The organism is Pseudanabaena sp. FACHB-1998 (assembly GCF_014696355.1).
Classification (GTDB): Bacteria; Cyanobacteriota; Cyanobacteriia; order Pseudanabaenales; family Pseudanabaenaceae; genus Pseudanabaena.
Genome location: NZ_JACJQA010000003.1, coordinates 351,136 through 367,246, shown reverse-complemented (window position 1 = coordinate 367,246; position 16,111 = coordinate 351,136). Strand labels below are relative to the sequence as shown.

The 16,111-nt window shown below is 40.3% G+C and carries 16 protein-coding genes; 5 read left to right on the top strand and 11 right to left on the bottom strand.

The features are described from left to right. Positions 1-37: 37 nt before the first annotated feature. Both H6F42_RS02070 and sfsA read right to left on the bottom strand, forming a co-directional pair. Positions 38-562, bottom strand: coding sequence for a hypothetical protein (locus tag H6F42_RS02070; protein ID WP_190397724.1), 525 nt, complete (start codon positions 560-562; stop codon positions 38-40). A gap of 562 nt (positions 563-1,124) precedes the next feature. Next, positions 1,125-1,874, bottom strand: coding sequence for a DNA/RNA nuclease SfsA (gene sfsA / locus H6F42_RS02065; RefSeq protein WP_190397684.1), 750 nt, complete (start codon positions 1,872-1,874; stop codon positions 1,125-1,127). A gap of 178 nt (positions 1,875-2,052) precedes the next feature. Between sfsA and H6F42_RS02060 the strand changes: the two genes are divergently transcribed. Then, positions 2,053-2,940, top strand: coding sequence for an ion channel (locus H6F42_RS02060; RefSeq protein WP_190397683.1), 888 nt, complete (start codon positions 2,053-2,055; stop codon positions 2,938-2,940). Between the two features lie 76 nt (positions 2,941-3,016). On the opposite strand, the gene H6F42_RS02055 is transcribed toward H6F42_RS02060, so the two are convergent. Beyond that, entirely contained in the window at positions 3,017-4,069 is a 1,053-nt protein-coding gene (locus tag H6F42_RS02055) for a T4 RnlA family RNA ligase (protein ID WP_190397682.1), read from the bottom strand. A gap of 232 nt (positions 4,070-4,301) precedes the next feature. Here H6F42_RS02055 and H6F42_RS02050 point away from each other — a divergent pair, with 232 nt between their 5' ends. After that, a complete protein-coding gene (locus H6F42_RS02050; RefSeq protein ID WP_190397681.1) occupies positions 4,302-4,958 on the top strand; it encodes a response regulator transcription factor in 657 nt (218 codons plus the stop codon). Positions 4,959-5,198: 240 nt separating this feature from the next. After that, positions 5,199-5,651, top strand: a complete 453-nt coding sequence (locus tag H6F42_RS02045; RefSeq protein ID WP_190397680.1) for a hypothetical protein — start codon at positions 5,199-5,201, stop codon at positions 5,649-5,651. Positions 5,652-5,766: 115 nt separating this feature from the next. Here the strand turns inward: H6F42_RS02045 and ctpC are convergent, their stop codons facing one another. Continuing rightward, positions 5,767-7,032, bottom strand: coding sequence for a carboxyl-terminal processing protease CtpC (gene ctpC, locus H6F42_RS02040; RefSeq protein ID WP_190397679.1), 1,266 nt, complete (start codon positions 7,030-7,032; stop codon positions 5,767-5,769). Positions 7,033-7,283: 251 nt separating this feature from the next. On the opposite strand from ctpC, the gene mnmG reads away from it, so the two are divergent. Both mnmG and H6F42_RS02030 read left to right on the top strand, forming a co-directional pair. Next, positions 7,284-9,215 carry a tRNA uridine-5-carboxymethylaminomethyl(34) synthesis enzyme MnmG gene (gene mnmG / locus H6F42_RS02035; protein ID WP_190397678.1) on the top strand — a complete coding sequence of 644 codons (1,932 nt, stop codon included), beginning with the start codon at positions 7,284-7,286 and terminating at the stop codon, positions 9,213-9,215. A gap of 81 nt (positions 9,216-9,296) precedes the next feature. Next, positions 9,297-10,127 (top strand): YheC/YheD family protein, encoded by an 831-nt coding sequence (locus H6F42_RS02030; RefSeq protein ID WP_190397677.1) that lies wholly within the window; start codon positions 9,297-9,299, stop codon positions 10,125-10,127. 123 nt (positions 10,128-10,250) lie between these two features. On the opposite strand, the gene H6F42_RS02025 is transcribed toward H6F42_RS02030, so the two are convergent. The 7 genes from H6F42_RS02025 to trpC all read right to left on the bottom strand — a co-directional run bounded on the left by H6F42_RS02025 (position 10,251) and on the right by trpC (position 16,087). Next, positions 10,251-10,397, bottom strand: coding sequence for a chlorophyll a/b-binding protein (locus H6F42_RS02025; protein WP_190397676.1), 147 nt, complete (start codon positions 10,395-10,397; stop codon positions 10,251-10,253). 538 nt (positions 10,398-10,935) lie between these two features. Beyond that, positions 10,936-11,385, bottom strand: a complete 450-nt coding sequence (locus H6F42_RS02020; RefSeq protein WP_190397675.1) for a photosystem I reaction center subunit II PsaD — start codon at positions 11,383-11,385, stop codon at positions 10,936-10,938. A 198-nt stretch (positions 11,386-11,583) separates the two neighbouring features. Next, the gene (gene ruvX / locus H6F42_RS02015; protein ID WP_190397674.1) at positions 11,584-11,985 is read right to left on the bottom strand and encodes a Holliday junction resolvase RuvX; all 402 of its coding nucleotides are present in this window, start codon (positions 11,983-11,985) and stop codon (positions 11,584-11,586) included. Between the two features lie 163 nt (positions 11,986-12,148). Further along, entirely contained in the window at positions 12,149-13,024 is an 876-nt protein-coding gene (locus tag H6F42_RS02010) for an alpha/beta fold hydrolase (RefSeq protein WP_190397673.1), read from the bottom strand. 150 nt (positions 13,025-13,174) lie between these two features. Next, positions 13,175-14,194: a hypothetical protein gene (locus H6F42_RS02005; protein WP_190397672.1), complete on the bottom strand. Its 1,020-nt coding sequence runs from the start codon at positions 14,192-14,194 to the stop codon at positions 13,175-13,177. Then, complete coding sequence (locus H6F42_RS02000) at positions 14,181-15,227, bottom strand: DNA cytosine methyltransferase (protein ID WP_242018291.1); 1,047 nt, start codon at positions 15,225-15,227, stop codon at positions 14,181-14,183. Before H6F42_RS02000 ends, H6F42_RS02005 begins: the two co-directional genes overlap by 14 nt. Further along, on the bottom strand, positions 15,215-16,087 hold the full coding sequence (gene trpC, locus H6F42_RS01995) for an indole-3-glycerol phosphate synthase TrpC (protein ID WP_190397671.1): 873 nt from the start codon (positions 16,085-16,087) through the stop codon (positions 15,215-15,217). Before trpC ends, H6F42_RS02000 begins: the two co-directional genes overlap by 13 nt. Between the last annotated feature and the right edge of the window lie 24 nt (positions 16,088-16,111).

The window sequence follows — 16,111 nt, the reverse complement described above, 5'->3', positions numbered from 1 at the left end:
GCGGAAAACTAAAATCTGATTTACTGATCGGATTTACTTAGAATCTCAGTCCTAAACCAGTTTGTAAAGAAGTAGCTGAAGTCCCGGGGGAATTACGATAGGCATCAAAAGCAAAAATAACGTTTCCAAATAGGACGAGATTACTATTTGGCAAGGTGTAGTCAATTCCAGGTTGGACGACAAAGCTATTTTTGTTACCTACGGGCGTAGTATCGACGGTATTAGATAAAGCTACGCCTGCACCAATGTAAATATCGGTATCAAAGTTCAATGGCACATCAAAGGAAACCGTTGGGACAACAGCAGTACTGTTACCAATCAGAATTTGGGTGCGGAGCGAAACAGGAAATTCGAGAAATTTGTAGCGTGCGGCAACTACAGCAGAAGTACGAGAGTTTTCGCCAAGGCTAGAATTACCACTGGTAAAGCCAAAACTAGCACCTACGCCCAAGTAGCTACCATAGGCTGGTTGCGCTTGGACTGAGGGAGTAGCGATCGCTGACATGCATCCTAATGCAGTCAAGCCTAGTAAACATTTGATCAGATTTTTCACAGATATCACTTCCTTTGGTGAGAAACGATTTATTAAGTTTTTTTTAGGAGTAACCCCGTTAGGCAGACAGACTATCATAAGTTGGCTAGTTTGGTACAAAAATTTGCAATCAAAACTCCAAAGATTGATGGCGGCACAAAGTGCCGCCATCAATCTTTGGTTTTTTTCGCGATGTAAAGCAAAACTCTGTAATTCCATAGTTTTGACCTAGAGATTTGCGGCGCGAGTTGCTGCAAATCTGTATGGAGTATTGGATTGACGCACAGCTTGATAAAATCATCCACCTAGAGATAGCCAAAATATGGACAAAGATGTATATTACAGATCTACTGGGTAACATATGTTACACATTCAGACTTTTACATAGAAAGCATCTATATAAACTATGGCAGAACTGGCAGTCTATTTTGTTTTGAGTGTTGGAGTTCCTTACACCTTCTGGAAAATTGTTAGCCCCTTTACGGAAGTCCGCTAACTAACAAGTTAGACAAAAACCTCTCAACATAAATCATCTTTACTGAATCTGTGAATACATAGGTTTCAAAGCAACCTATATATTCACAGATTTAGCTTAAACTTCTAGACTTGCTAATCCCAGATATATAATTTTCGGCGGCTCAATTTTAAATCGGCAAGGCAAGACTTTGACTCCTTTAGCGATCGCTGCTGCAAGTAGTCGCCCGTATTCAGGATCAGCTTGGCTCCCGGCCGCAAAGCGATCGCAATCGCCGCGATTGATAAAGAAAACTATGGCAGCGTCAGTATGATCATCCATGACTGACATTAGCTCACGTAAATGCTTTTGACCGCGAGTGGTCACCGTGTCGGGAAAGAGGGCAAGATTGCCCAGACACCAAGTAGTATTTTTAACTTCCACATAGGTTCTGTTTGTCGTAATTTTTGACGTAATTTTGGGAATTCCTTCTGGATTTTCATCATTAGTCAATAGAAAGTCTATGCGACTCTTTTCATTGCCATAGGCGACCTCACCCTTCACGTTAGTATATGGCTCTAGCTCTGGTAATAAATGGCGATCGAGCATATTCCCAATTACGCGATTAGGTAGACTCGTATTCACACCTATCCATTCTTCATTTAAATAAATTGCTTCCCAACTATAGGCAAGTTTGCGCTTGGGGCTAGGGTGATAGGAAACTAAAACAGGGCTGCCAATTTCACATACCCCTGTCATTGGTCCCGTGTTAGCGCAATGGGCGGTAATTAGTTCCCCGTTATCTAATTCTATATCTGCAAAAAATCGCTTGTAGCGGCTAACGAGACGACCAGCCATTAAGTCTGGGTAAATGTGTACTTGCGACATTTGAGGTTTGTTGTAAAGAGTGAAAATAGCGGCTCATATTACCACAAAGCAATTTTCGATCAAACGAACCAAGGAATTTTTGAAGTTGTTGCTTAGCAACAACTTCAAAAATTCCTTGGTTTGGATTTGAGCGCAAAGCGCTATAAATATAAAGATACTATGCAGGCAGATTAGTTATATGAGAATCAAGCGTAAGTTTCCCCGTCCTTTAATTAAACTTGAACAAAGGGATGGAGTGCTTCAGGTTGTGGGTGGTAACTCTTGGCTATCCTATTTGCGTGATCCCTATCATCTGTTGCTAACGATTCCTTGGTTTGGATTTTTTTTGATCGTAGTCCTCTTTGATATCTTTCTCAATGCTGTATTTGCCCTTCTCTATCTAATCGATGGCAATGCGATCGCTGGTGTAAAAGAAGTAGGATTTTTAGAGGCTTTTTTCTTTAGTGTGCAAACCCTTGCTTCCATTGGCTATGGAGTGATGAATCCGCAAACACTTTATGCGAATCTAGTGGTCACTCTAGAATCGATCGCTAGTTTAATGTTGTTCGCTGTGATTACAGGGATCGCCTTTACGAGATTTGCCAAATCCTCTTCCCGTGTAATGTTCAGCCGTGTGGCAACGATTCATGACTACAATGGCATTCCCACACTCATGTTTCGCACCGCCAACGAACGCCAGAATAACATTCTCGAAGCACAATTGAGAGTTTATCTGATGATCGATGAAATCACCTCAGAAGGACAAATGATGCGACGGTTGCATGAACTGAAGTTAGTTCGTGAACACTCTCCTGTATTTTTACTGTCGTGGACAGTGATGCATACTATTGACGAAATCAGTCCTCTATATGGGTTGACCTTGGAAACAATGGAACGCTTACATGCTCAAATTCTGGTTTCGCTTACAGGTATTGATGAAACCATCGAAGGAACCATCCATGCTCGCCATATCTATGCGGCTCGGACTCTCCTGTTTAACCAACGTTTTGTCGATGTAATTTTTATGGGCAATGACGGACATCGCTATCTGGATTACACTTACTTCCATGAGACAACCGCAATTTGATCATAGCGATAATATCGTGCGGCGCTTGTCTTGCAAGTAACGCCTGTCCATTTGGACAATGCAATCCCTGCGGATGTTAGACCTCTTCATTGTCCATAAATGGCTTCTCATGGCTAGGTTTAATAGTTCGCCAAATGTAGTCACTATAGTCTTTCCCATCTAAGAGAGAGAATAAAATTGTGTGATTTTTGCAGGCTAAAATATGCTTTGCCATCTCCTTGCGATCGCTTCGATCTACAACCGCAATAATCCTTTTAAAATCAGCTTTTGCAGCCTCTTCTATCTCTTGGTATTGAGCAAGTAAGCCCGCTTTAGTTTCCTTTACCCAGTTATAAAACTCATCGGGAACCCGTTCCAAAATATCCTCAAAGGGCATCCGATCGCGTAGCATTTCCCAAATCACTCTACTGGTAACTTGAGTAAGGACGCGATGCAGTTTTACATATTCCGTAAACTTAAACTTAAGTCTGAGACCACTTTCAAACCTGATCACAAATCCTTCTCTATTCTGCTCATTCAGGTTCGCGATTACTTTTAAATCCTTCATCCCATCATATTTTTTGGCTATAGGAAAACCTAATTCGCCAAACTCTTCGATTTTATACTCAACACCTGACTGAGTATCAATTACGGCTAACAAAACTAGGGCTTCCATCTCGCCATAGTCAACCACAATTCGATTAGAAGGATAGATGATTTCAAATAAATAGGTCAGCGATTGGTTTAGTTTGGGAATGGATTGAGCATAAAGTCTATTGAAGATCTCATTAGCTTTTATAGCTTGATCAGAATTAAAACTTCCTCTAGAAGCGATATAGGGTTGATCTTGATACCAATAGAGAATTCCTAAAGATCCATCTAGTTTCTCATAGACCTCAAAAGGCTCCGCAGGTAAAGCTTGTGTGTATTCTTGTAGATTAAAAAATTTAGGCAAGGGACGCGCCGCGATCGCCCCATTTTTATCCAAAATCAACCCTCGGCATTGCATCGTTTCAGGAGTCCATTGGCGATCGTACTGAGCTTTGGCAGTGTAGTTATAGATAAAAAGTTCCCCACTAAAATGCGATCGCTTGGAGATATAGCCTTCATCAATTAATTGTTCAATCTTCTCCAAATTAATATCGCTCATTCTTTTTCTCCAATAACTTTAGGGCTTACGACAATTTCCGAGCAATTGAATTGAATCACAAGAAAGTTTTTAAAGTGTTGCGAAGCAACACTTTAAAAACTTTCTTGACTCGGGTTTGAGTGTACAGGGCTGTATGCAATGCTTAGCAAGGGTTTTAGGTTTTAATTTTGCCCTAGGCAAAATCAAAACCGCTATACTATATAATCAAGGCAAGCATACAAAACTGAGAATTATGACTGTGGCAACGGCATCACCACCTTTAAGAGTTCTAATTGTTGAAGATGATCCACTCATTCAACTTGGACTAGAACAATCTCTCTCTCAACAGCCTAACATTACTGTAGTTGGCATTGCTGAAGATGGTTATATTGGGGTGAGGATGGCTCAGGAATTAATCCCTGACATTATTGTGATGGATATCGGGCTACCTAGATTAGATGGAATTGCCGCAACCCAAAAAATCAAAACCAATTTGCCCAATGTTCACATCGTCATGCTCAGTTCTCATACCGATGATAATGAAATTATTGCCGCTATGTCTAGTGGAGCTGATGCCTATTGTGTCAAAGGAACCAGTACAGAAAGTCTTTTATCCGCTTTTAGTGCCGCCAAAGAAGGTGCTACTTACCTTGATCCACAAATTGCCCGTAAGGTCATGGATCACCTCAAGCCACCCACCCAAGCCGAAAATGTTTCTCATTTGTCACAGCGTGAATTAGAAGTGCTGAGGCTCATCGTGGACGGTAAGAGCAATCCTGAAATAGCCGCTACCCTTTATCTCAGCCCCAACACCATCAAAACGCACGTTAGGGGAATTATGAATAAGCTCTCGGTAGACGATCGCGTTCAAGCGGCTGTAGTTGCTTTGCGATCGGGACTGGTCAACTAATACCAAATTAAGAAATGGCTAAGCCATTTCTTAATTTAAAATCTTAATTTGAAAAACCTTACTGGGGTGGGCTTTTAATTTACAAAAGTGTTGCCACATTTCCGAGAATTAGCTTAAAGATGTCAACGCGAAGCGTTGACATCTTTATTGGAGATAACATTTCTATTGCCTTTTGACCTGACAATTGCTTCAGAGCGATAAAATAAGCCATAATAATTAAAAAATTAGGCGATAAAAACTGTGGCACATACCTTTTTAGTGCAACCAGGGAAATGGACTCTCGAAGGTAACTGGATAGATCGAGACTCAATGCCCATTGGTGTCAAGGGTAGGACTTTAGTAGGTTGGTCAAAAGATAATTTCTGGTTCACGATGGTTACCAAACTGACGTTTCCCTCTAGCGATCGCGAAGAATTAACCATGGCTTATAAAGGTCGCATTGATTCCGATGAGCGTCGGTTTACCTTTGTGGTGGATGATAGCTCCTTGGGCAAGGTTGAAGGTGAAGGGATTATCGGCCCTGATTCTATTATTCAGCGTTATTGGGTAATGGGGGACAAGAAAATGCGTACAGGTTTTCAAACCCTCTATCGTCGTGATAACAATGTTTACTCTTTAACTGGGGGCATCATTGCAGGACAAAATTTAGAAAGTACGATGGAAGCCGTATTAACTCGCCATGTGGACTCATAAAAAAGCCCTGCTTAGCAGGGCTTTTTTATATAGCAATAAAACAAAAATTGCGGCACTTTGCGCCGCAATTTTTGTTTTGTACGAAAAAGCCTTGCTTAGCAAGGCTTTTTTATAACTAGCGTGAACTTACGCTTTTTAGTTCGCCAGATAAAATATCGACTGCTTTAGCGAACTGAGGATCGGAAGACGTACCCACCAAATCACGATTTTTGTTAAGTTTTTCGAGATCCTCTTTAGTCAACTCAACTACGCGATCTGGCACAATGCCCATGTGATTGATGTCCCGACCACTGGGAGTGTAGTACTTAGCGATCGTCACCGCCATGCCAGAGCCATCGCTCAGGGAATGTACGGACTGCACTAAGCCTTTACCAAAGGTCTTAGTACCTACGATGACGGCTCTCTTATTGTCTTGCAAAGCTCCAGACAAAATTTCGCTAGCACTCGCAGAACCACCGTCTACCAAGACTACCAATGGTTTATTGGTGAGAGCTTGGCGGTTAGCAGTTAAGCGTTCGCTTTCGCCCTTACGGTCAATGGTGGAAACAATCGTCGCGTTATCTAGCCACATCCGCGCAATTTCAGCACTAGAGTATAGTAGTCCACCGGGATTTGAGCGCAAATCTAAGATAAAACCAACAGCGCCCTTACTAACATGATCTTGGATGGCTTTACGCATATCGCTTGCTGCATTGGCGTTAAATTGACGCAAGCTGATATAGCCCACTTTGCCCGCATTAGTGTCGCGCAATTCTGCTTTAACGGGATGGATCTCAATTTTGGCTCGTTCTAGTTCAAGATCAAATTGGCGATCGCCACGCTTGATTCCCAGTTTTACCTTTGTGCCAGCAGGACCACGAATTAGGGCGACGGCTTGATTAATGTCCATGCCCTCTGTAGATTTATTAGCGATCGAAGTAATAATGTCTTTAGTCAAAACCCCAGCCCTAGACGCAGGCGAATCTTCGATCGGCGCAACTACTGTCAACTGTTTGGTTGTGTCATCCATGCCAAGCTGAATACCAACACCCGTGAGTTCCCCCGAAGTGTCGATTTGCATACTCTTAAATTGCTCAGGGTCCATAAAACGGGTGTATGGATCATCCAGTAATTTCAACATCTCGCGAACTGAGCGATAAGCTTCAGCCTTAGATGAGTAGTCGCGATTTTCGACATACTGCCGTCTGACCTGCCGCCAATTTACTTTATTAAAAGAACCATCAACATATTCCCGATTAATAAGCTGCCAAGCTTCGTCAACGATCTCTTTGGGACTATCCCGAAATGCGGCGATGCTAGGGTTTGCTAGTTGAAAACCAACAACTGCAACAGCCGCAGCTAGTGCTGCTGTTGTACCAAGTACAAGTCCGCCTTTTGCCATGTCAACTTCCTGAAAGGTGATTTGTGTGAGGAATGCGAGATTAAAAAGTAATCCAACTCTAGCACATGAATTTTTGTGCGTGTGATCAATTTTATAGCGATCGCCAGTCTTGTGAGGACTCTAAACCAGAAGACGAGTAGCAGCACTAAGCGCCGCCACTCGCTTCTTGATTTTTGGTTAGTCTTAATGCAAGTGACTACAGCTATAACTATGGGCTAGAATAATCCTCTGTTGGTCAGGTCTGTCAAACAATGAGCGAGATAAAGGGTAATTTGCTAAACTCAAGCGATCAAGTACATTTTCTTGATGAATTTGAAGTGGTTGTAGTGGGCGCAGGTCACGCAGGCTGTGAAGCTGCTCTCGCCTCCGCACGCATGGGTTGTAAAACTCTCCTACTCACGCTCAATCTTGATCGCATAGCATGGCAACCTTGTAATCCTGCTGTTGGAGGGCCTGCAAAATCTCAACTTGTCCATGAGGTCGATGCCCTTGGTGGCGAAATTGCGAAGATTACCGATCGCACCTATTTACAAAAAAGAATTCTCAATAGTTCGCGGGGACCCGCAGTCTGGGCGTTAAGAGCGCAAACGGATAAGCGCGAATATGCTGCGGAAATGAAAACTGTAGTTGAGAATGAACCAAATCTTTCGGTACGGGAAGGAACGGTAGTTAATGTCTTACTTGATCCAAACCAAGCGATTATCGGCGTTGAGACCCAGTTTGGGGTGGGTTATGCTTGCAAAGCTGTGATTTTGACCACAGGCACATTTCTCAATGGCAAAATCTGGGTGGGTAATCGTTCCATGTCCGCTGGAAGAGCAGGAGAATTTGCGGTAACAGGTTTAACAGAAACTTTGAATGCTTTAGGATTTGTCACCGATCGCCTGAAAACAGGTACGCCAGCGCGAGTAGATCGGCGCACAGTGGACTATAGCAAAATGGAAGTTCAGCCTTCCGATGAAGAACAGAACTGGTTCAGTTTCGACCCTTCTGCATGGGTAGAACGGGAACAGATGAATTGTTATTTGACCCGCACCACTCCCGAAACCCATCGCATCATTCGGGAGAATCTGCACCTTACCCCTGTTTATGGCGGCTTTATTGATGCTAAAGGACCTCGCTACTGTCCAAGTATCGAAGATAAAATTGTCCGTTTTGCCGACAAAGAGAGTCATCAAATCTTTATTGAACCAGAGGGAAGAAATATTCCCGAACTTTATATTCAAGGCTTCTCAACGGGAATGCCTGAAAATATTCAACTGCAAATGCTGAGAACACTTCCGGGACTAGAAAATTGTCAAATGCTGCGGGCTGCCTATGCAGTGGAATATGATTACATTCCCGCCACGCAGTGTTATCCCACCTTAATGACAAAATTGATTGAAGGGCTATTTTGTGCGGGGCAGATTAATGGAACGACAGGCTATGAAGAAGCCGCAGCACAGGGTTTAGTCGCAGGTATGAATGCGGCTCTATTTGCGAAAGACAAAGAAATGGTGGTACTTCCCCGCGCCAGTAGTTATATCGGCACATTAATTGATGATCTCTGCACCAAGGAGCTACGCGAACCCTATCGGATGTTGACCAGTCGCTCCGAATATCGGCTGATCTTGCGATCGGATAATGCCGATCGCCGATTGACTCCCATTGGACGTGAAATTGGGCTAGTGGATGATCGCCGATGGCAACTTTTCTGCGATAAGCAGGAACGCGTCCATGCAGAAGTTCAACGTCTTAATGAAACTCGTGTTAAGGAAAAGGATGAACTGGGGCAGAGGATTACATCGGAAACAGGCGAAATCATTCGTGGAGCAATTACTCTCTCAGATCTCTTACGTCGCCCTAAATTTAACTATGCCGAATTAATTCACTATGGATTAGCCGATCCTGATTTGAATCGATTTGAGCGCCTTGCTGCGGAAATCGAAGTTAAGTATGTGGGTTACATTCAGCGCCAAGAGCATCAAATTGAGGAAGTGGCTAAGCATAGCGATCGCAAGCTTCCTGTGGATATCGATTACAACGCCATTGAGACCCTCTCTAAAGAATCTAGAGAGAAGCTCAGCAAGATCCGTCCCATGACTATCGGACAGGCTAGCCGTATTGGTGGGGTTAATCCTGCGGATGTAAATGCATTGTTAGTATATTTAGAAATTCAACATCGTCTGGCTACGAAAAAGTAAAATAAAGAGCAGATTTTTTGTAGCATGGCGAAGCCATGCTACAAAAAATTTGACTCTTTCTAAGTTTTATAATCTTTAACCATGCTCACGAATATTAAGATGCTCATCGCCGCTTGCAAAAAAAGCGAAATTAAGTATGAGATATTACACCCTAATCAAAATCTAGTTAAAGTCATCCTTGGCGATCGCGAATATTTTTTTACTAACTATTCCACACCTCTTACTCCTCAATCAGTTGCTGAGATCTTCAAAGATAAGCAATATTTCTATCAAGTATTTCAAGATGTTGTGCAAATGCCGCACACAGTCTCTTTCATTTCTCCCTATTGCGATGAAAAATATTTGGAGTATCTAGAATTTATATCTATCGATCAAATTGTCACTCAAGTAAAGGAAAAATTTGATTTTCCAGTTATTGTCAAAAGAAATCGAGGATCGGGTGGGAGTAATGTTTTTAAATGTGAGGATTTATCTCAAGTTCGCCATGCTTTAGATACTATTTTTAACGTTAATACTAAAAGCTATGACTACGTTGCCCTAGTTCAGAAGCCCATTAATATCATCAAGGAATATCGCTCTGTTTGCCTTAATCAACAGCAAATAGTTCTCTATGAGAAGGACATTTCCCAAGCTAAATTTGCAGGTAATCTCAGTCCTTTGCATTGGGAGGGTGCGATCGCGAGATTAGTCGAAGATTCTCGAATCATTCAAGAAATTGATCATTTTATTCAGCCGATTTTTCAGAAAACGCCCCTTACCTATGTTGGGCTAGATGTTGCCTTAGATGATCAAAATAACTATTGGTTAATTGAAGCGAATTCTCATCCAAATTTTGATATCTTCATTCGTGATAATGGCGAAGACAAGATTATTATGCTTTTCCAAAAGATTCTTGAATATTTGAAAGGATAAAAGAACGGGTCGATACTTTCCGTCACCCCATTCTTTTATCCCCAACAAAACAAGAAAAGCGTTGCTCAGCAACGCTTTTCTTGTTTTGTTTAATTTGTGGTTAAAGCACAAAGCGCCATCAAACTATAGCAAGCCGATTTGAGAAAGGATACCTTGACCAGTGAGCAACTCTGTGGCTAAACCGATAACGAAGCCAAGCATTGCAAGACGACCGTTCCAAGTTTCAGCGAAGGTATTAAAACCAAATTTGGGTTCTGTAGAGTCAGACATTGCAATTATCTCCTGTGTGTTTGGATTTTTGAGCGGTAAAAATCTTTATCTGGATTAATAATACTTTATATTTCTTAACAGACCATACCACTCAAGATAGATTCGATAAAGCTATCAGAGTCATTACAAAAGCAAATGATAAACAAGGTGCTTAAGCCCCTTGTCGAGCAACTGAAGTTTCTTTTATGATGCTTTGCGCTAAAAACAAACCAAGATATTTTTTGAAAGTGTTGCGAAGCAACACTTTCAAAAAATATCTTGGTTTATGGGACTCGTGCCAACGAGTCTCTACACCACAAAAGCCACCGAAATCAAGCGATCGCAGTAACTTTTGCCTCACTGTGTTACTCGCGTCAGCGAGTCTCCACAAAACAAAAGCTACCAAAATCAATTGATCGCAGTAGCTTTTGCCTCACTGTGTTACTCGCGTCAGCGAGTCTCCACAAAACAAAAGCCACCGAGATCAAGCGATCGCAGTAGCTTTTGCAAAAAATTAAAAAATAAATAAGAGCGATAGATTAATAGCCAAAGCCATTAATTAGACATCGTAAGTTCCCTTACCAGTAAACTTAACGCTTATAGGATTAGGATTGTCACCAATCTTGCGGCTGACGCTATTAGCGGCAACACGACCAGCATTCACCTTCTCAGGGAACACACCATCGCTAGGATGTAGATAAACTTGGTCGCCATTAGGAAATTCGCGCCAAATCTTGTAATTGGTGATTTTAAATTTACGCAACTGTGTACCCAAAGCAAGGGCTTGCTCTTTCTTAGCTAAGTAAAGCAAGTTATCGCCTTTGACCATAGTTGCAGCGCCGCCTGTAGGCATTTCAAATACTTGCTCTTTGGGGCTGTTCCAAGAGATCAGGTACTTTTCCTCAGTAAAGGCTGCGTTAAGCAAACCGCCTGTGCTACCGCCCCAGATAGGAGTTTTACCTGTGGGAGTAGGTGCAGTAAAGGTCGCTGTTGCTGTTTCTTCTGACATTGAGATTGTCTCCCAAATTGCGTATACGCCTTTGTTATCATTTGCAAAGATATCATTGCTATATACCCCCGCTTCAAGCTTACTTAATGTTACTTTACGAAGCTTGATAAAACTTTTTACAGTGCTTTGTCCTCAAAGCCAACCACAGAAATTTTTTGAAACCGTTGTTTTACAACGGTTTCAAAAAATTTCTGTAGTTCAAGAGCTAATAAGGCGGCTGAGGTAGCGCTCGATCAAAATCGCGGCAACAATATCGTCAATGGGGCGATCGGGCGATCTCATTCCCAGTGGCACTAATTTCATCAATCCCTTTGCTGGATAAATTTGCCAAAATCTTTGCCTTGCCTCTTCACTGCTGTAGCGCTCATCTACAGTGATGATCCGTAAATCTGGGAATGTAGATTGCAATTGAGCTTTCCATTGCTTAGAGGCAGTTTGATCGCCCATTACCATCAAGGATATGGGATAGCTATCTAATAAGTTGCCGACTTTAGCGATCGCATCTTGGCTAGGGATCACTGCTTGAAAATGCAGCTTACGATCTAAGCCCATGACGGCAACGCCACATTTTTGTTTTCCGGGATCGAAACCTAGTAACACGGATAATTTAGTGATTAGAGGATTGGAGATTAGCTTTTAGCTTTTGATTACAAGTAATTTTTGCTTTCTACAATATAGCTGTTGTATATCGCAATGATTAGGTTTTGCAATTCCCAAAAGATAAATGACGAAGTTTCGCGTCGTCATTTATCTTTTGGGGTTGCTATATTTTTTGAATAAATTCTTGAATACCCTTCCGATAGGTCTCAAGGGAATCTAGAAAACCTCCATTATGATCACCTCGCAGTTTAACGAGTTTTTTAGGTTCATTGGCTACTTGAAAGTTGCGATCGCCATGCTGAAAAGGAATGATTTCATCCTCAGTGCTATGCATAATTAGGACAGGAATTTTGATATTGGGTAATCGCTCTATGGAGTTATAGGCATAGCGGGATAGCAGTCTAATTGGCAAAAATGGATAAATCTCGGAAGCGCGATCGCTAATTGAGGTAAATGTGGAGGCAAGAATTAACCCTGCGGCTTTATTGTTGGGATCTTGTTGAGTGGTTTCGGCAATGTAGGAAGCAATCGAGCCACCCAAAGATTCACCATAAATGATAATTTTTTGGGCAGGAATTTTACGCTCTTGGGTGAGATATTTCCATGCTGCTTCGACATCTTTATATGTGCCGATTTCACTAGGATTACCTTCGCTTTTGCCATAGCCTCGATAGTCAAATAGAAACGTCGCTAGTCCTAATTCTCTAAAAATTGGTAAGTAACTAATGCGATTGCTAATGTTACCGCCATTCCCATGACAAAATAAAATTACGCCTTTACCAATTAAATCATTATCCCTAGCTGGTACAAACCAAGCGTCTAAGTTGACATTATCATTAGTTGTCAATCGAATATTTTCAAACTTTATGCCGACAGTTTCAGGTGTTTCTATTACCTCTTTACTAGGCATATAGACTAAGTTTGATTGACCAATATATAAAACTATTGCTAAACCAATATAGGCAAAAGCCAGAATACGCACAACGGGCAGTAAAAATTTCTGGAATATTAAAAATATTGATTGAAAATTTTGACTCATATTTTTTTATACCATTCACTAAAAAAGCGATCGCTAATAGCTTGCTGTGTCAAAGACTTAGTTTCCACTTCTAGCAAACTATTAACATATTTAGTAATAGCTAACGTAGTTATCATTCCTTTTATCCTTTCTGGTTATAGATCAATATTTTTATAAACTTAAAAGAGTGTCTTTGATTAATGCTCTAACAGGAAAGATTCCCTCCAAATTTATAAGATCTTGACGATCATCATATACTTCATCTGCAATAAATACATATACACCGTGAGAGCGTATTGTTTCGGCTTTATTAGGACTTAAATCAAGCCCTATTGTGATTGTTATCATTACATCTATATCACTAGTAAGAGCAGTTTTTATAAACTGCTTATATCTTTCTCTTAATGTCTTCTTAGCACTTATGCCATAAGTCCTATTGTCTTCAAGTCTAAAAAAGAAATCATATTCCGTACTTGCATCTTTATTGTCATGAATTTTAGTTATACTTTTTTTGTCAATTCCTATATCGTTAGTTAAAACTGTAAGTATTCTTTCCTCGTAATTTGCTCCTGATTCAGAAGTAATTGATTGATTAACACTTTCATTAAATATGAGCGCAAAGATTTGATTCGGTTCAACTCCTTTTTGTCTTAGTGTAATAGCATCATCTGATAGGGATTTTAAATGATGTTCTACCTCATAAGACATGAAATTTGATATTCCATTTTCAAGTTTTTCAAAAAATATTAGTGATAGCAAAGCTCCATTTACCCTAGTCGAGTATGGCTTCAAAAGAGATAATCTGTCATATTCTAAAGATAATGGATGCAAAGAGGCTAAACGTCTACCGAGAATTATTTTTTTTAGTTTTGCTTCAGCAAGAAGTAAGTCTTTAATTGCATAAAGATTTACACTAAAAATGAATAAGGACAAATCTTCATCACTTTGTATTTGTTCAATGACTGTTAAGTAATCATCTTGCTTCTTTTGACCAGAAAATGTAGCTATAAGATGCTCCAGTCTATTAACAATTACTCGCCAGTTATACAAGCTTGAATTATTGCATGTTTCTAAAGTTCTAGCGATTTGACCATCAGTTAATTTGGATTTAACTAAATGTTTTAGAAAAAAGTAAAATTTCAAATTAATATCAAATTTAGTATTGTCTATTTCTATTTTATTGATTGTCATTAATTTTTACTTTTAACAATGAGTTATAAACACAATCAGCGACAGATTTGACCACAGGAACTGCTACACTATTACCAAATTGTCTATAGGCTTGGGTATCACTTACTACGAGAGAGAACTCTTCAGGAAATCCCTGTAATCTAGCAGCTTCTCTTGGAGTAATCTTTCTTGGGTTAATATTTTTTTGAGCTATTAGAATTTCCGAACCGTCTTTATAATATCTTGCTGATATAGTACTTGTATATTTTGAATTTTTATCAAACAAGGAATATCCGAATCCATTACCTTTGTTGATATGTTCAAGCTTACGACGTTGATGTCCTGCCCATAATTTGTCAGATATAGTATATTTCTTATCTATATCTTTTTCTAAAATATCTCCTAGCTTAACTTTTTGTTTTGGTGGGATTGGGAATGTAAAATTGTCATTATCTAAAAATGCAACTATATAAATTCTTTCTCTGTTTTGAGGTACTCCGAAATCTTTAGCATTTAATACTTCAGCAAACACTTTATATCCTAAGTTAATAAGAGTCCTTTTAACAACAGAAAATGTATTACCATTGTCATGATTTTTAAACCCTTTGACATTTTCCAGAAACACAACTTTTGGAAGATGGAATTCTACAATTTTTGCAATATCAAAGAATAAAGTACCTCTTGTGTCATCAAAACCTTTTTTTAATCCCGCATGAGAAAATGGTTGACAAGGAAAACCAGCAAGTAAAATATCAAATGCTGGTATGTCTTGAGGATCAATTTTAGTAATGTCACCATGAGGGATTTCGCCAAAATTACTTTCATAAGTTATTCGAGCATATTTATCAATTTCAGAGGCAAAAACAAATTCTATTTGGCTTCCAAATGCCTGTTGAAAACCTAATCGTATTCCACCAATACCAGCAAACAAGTCAATCGCTCTGTACTGAGTTATTGCTGGTATGGTAATTTGGCTAAACAAACTAAATTGCTTATATTTAGTTAATTGCTTCATGAATTTAATGGCTTTATATAAGATATTTAAGATTTCCATAGCAAACTATTAACTGCTTCTTTAATATCTTTGTGCTTGATTAAAGATTCGCCCACTAATACAACACCTGCGCCACAATCTTGGACAAAATCTAAATCTTGACGGGTGTAAATTCCCGATTCACTTACCCAGAGATATTTATTTTTAACAGAAGCATCTAAGCCATCTAGCAAAACTTTAGTTTGGGCTAAATCGACGACAAAAGTTTCTAAATTGCGGTTATTGATGCCAATTAAACGGGTATCAGGAATTTGTAAAACACGATCCAGTTCTGCTTGGGTGTGGACTTCGACGAGGGCTGTCATCCCTAAATGATGAATTAAAGCTTGAAATTCGGATAACTCGGCATCGGTGAGAATTGCGGCAATTAATAACACGGCATCCGCACCATGCGATCGCCCCCAATAGATTTGATAGGGATCGATGATAAATTCTTTGCAAAGTAAAGGTAAGTCAACAACTTGATGCACCAGTTGCAAATTGGCAAAGCCGCCTTGAAAAAACTCGGAGTCGGTTAATACGGAGAGACAACTTGCGCCGCCTTGCTCGTAGGCTTTAGCGATCGCCTGTGGATCGAAATCTTCTCGAAAAATCCCTTTGCTGGGCGAAGCCTTTTTGACTTCGGCGATGAGCGCTGGCTTAATTAATGAATTTTGTAGGCTGCCATAAAAGTCGCGGGCGGGCGGTGATTGCAAAGCCTTGGCTTGCACAACTTCTACACCCAAATTGGCATACATCTGAGCCACTTCACGCTCTTTATGCCAGACAATTTTTTCTAAAATATTTTGGGGCGCATCCTTAAGAGCAGCGATCGGGTAGCCTTTGGTGCTAGAGATTGGAGATTGGCGGCGTACTTGCATGGACTCAAAATACTCAAAATAACT

Excerpts from the sequence above, each read along its gene's own strand:
- H6F42_RS02000 (WP_242018291.1), bottom strand. The coding sequence starts at position 15,227 with ATGGAAATCTTAAATATCTTATATAAAGCCATTAAATTCATGAAGCAA.
- H6F42_RS02060 (WP_190397683.1), top strand. The coding sequence starts at position 2,053 with ATGAGAATCAAGCGTAAGTTTCCCCGTCCTTTAATTAAACTTGAACAA.
- H6F42_RS02025 (WP_190397676.1), bottom strand. The coding sequence starts at position 10,397 with ATGTCTGACTCTACAGAACCCAAATTTGGTTTTAATACCTTCGCTGAA.
- H6F42_RS02030 (WP_190397677.1), top strand. The coding sequence starts at position 9,297 with ATGCTCACGAATATTAAGATGCTCATCGCCGCTTGCAAAAAAAGCGAA.
- sfsA (WP_190397684.1), bottom strand. The coding sequence starts at position 1,874 with ATGTCGCAAGTACACATTTACCCAGACTTAATGGCTGGTCGTCTCGTT.
- H6F42_RS02055 (WP_190397682.1), bottom strand. The coding sequence starts at position 4,069 with ATGAGCGATATTAATTTGGAGAAGATTGAACAATTAATTGATGAAGGC.
- trpC (WP_190397671.1), bottom strand. The coding sequence starts at position 16,087 with ATGCAAGTACGCCGCCAATCTCCAATCTCTAGCACCAAAGGCTACCCG.
- H6F42_RS02050 (WP_190397681.1), top strand. The coding sequence starts at position 4,302 with ATGACTGTGGCAACGGCATCACCACCTTTAAGAGTTCTAATTGTTGAA.
- H6F42_RS02005 (WP_190397672.1), bottom strand. The coding sequence starts at position 14,194 with ATGACAATCAATAAAATAGAAATAGACAATACTAAATTTGATATTAAT.
- ctpC (WP_190397679.1), bottom strand. The coding sequence starts at position 7,032 with ATGGCAAAAGGCGGACTTGTACTTGGTACAACAGCAGCACTAGCTGCG.
- H6F42_RS02020 (WP_190397675.1), bottom strand. The coding sequence starts at position 11,385 with ATGTCAGAAGAAACAGCAACAGCGACCTTTACTGCACCTACTCCCACA.
- H6F42_RS02010 (WP_190397673.1), bottom strand. The coding sequence starts at position 13,024 with ATGAGTCAAAATTTTCAATCAATATTTTTAATATTCCAGAAATTTTTA.
- mnmG (WP_190397678.1), top strand. The coding sequence starts at position 7,284 with ATGAGCGAGATAAAGGGTAATTTGCTAAACTCAAGCGATCAAGTACAT.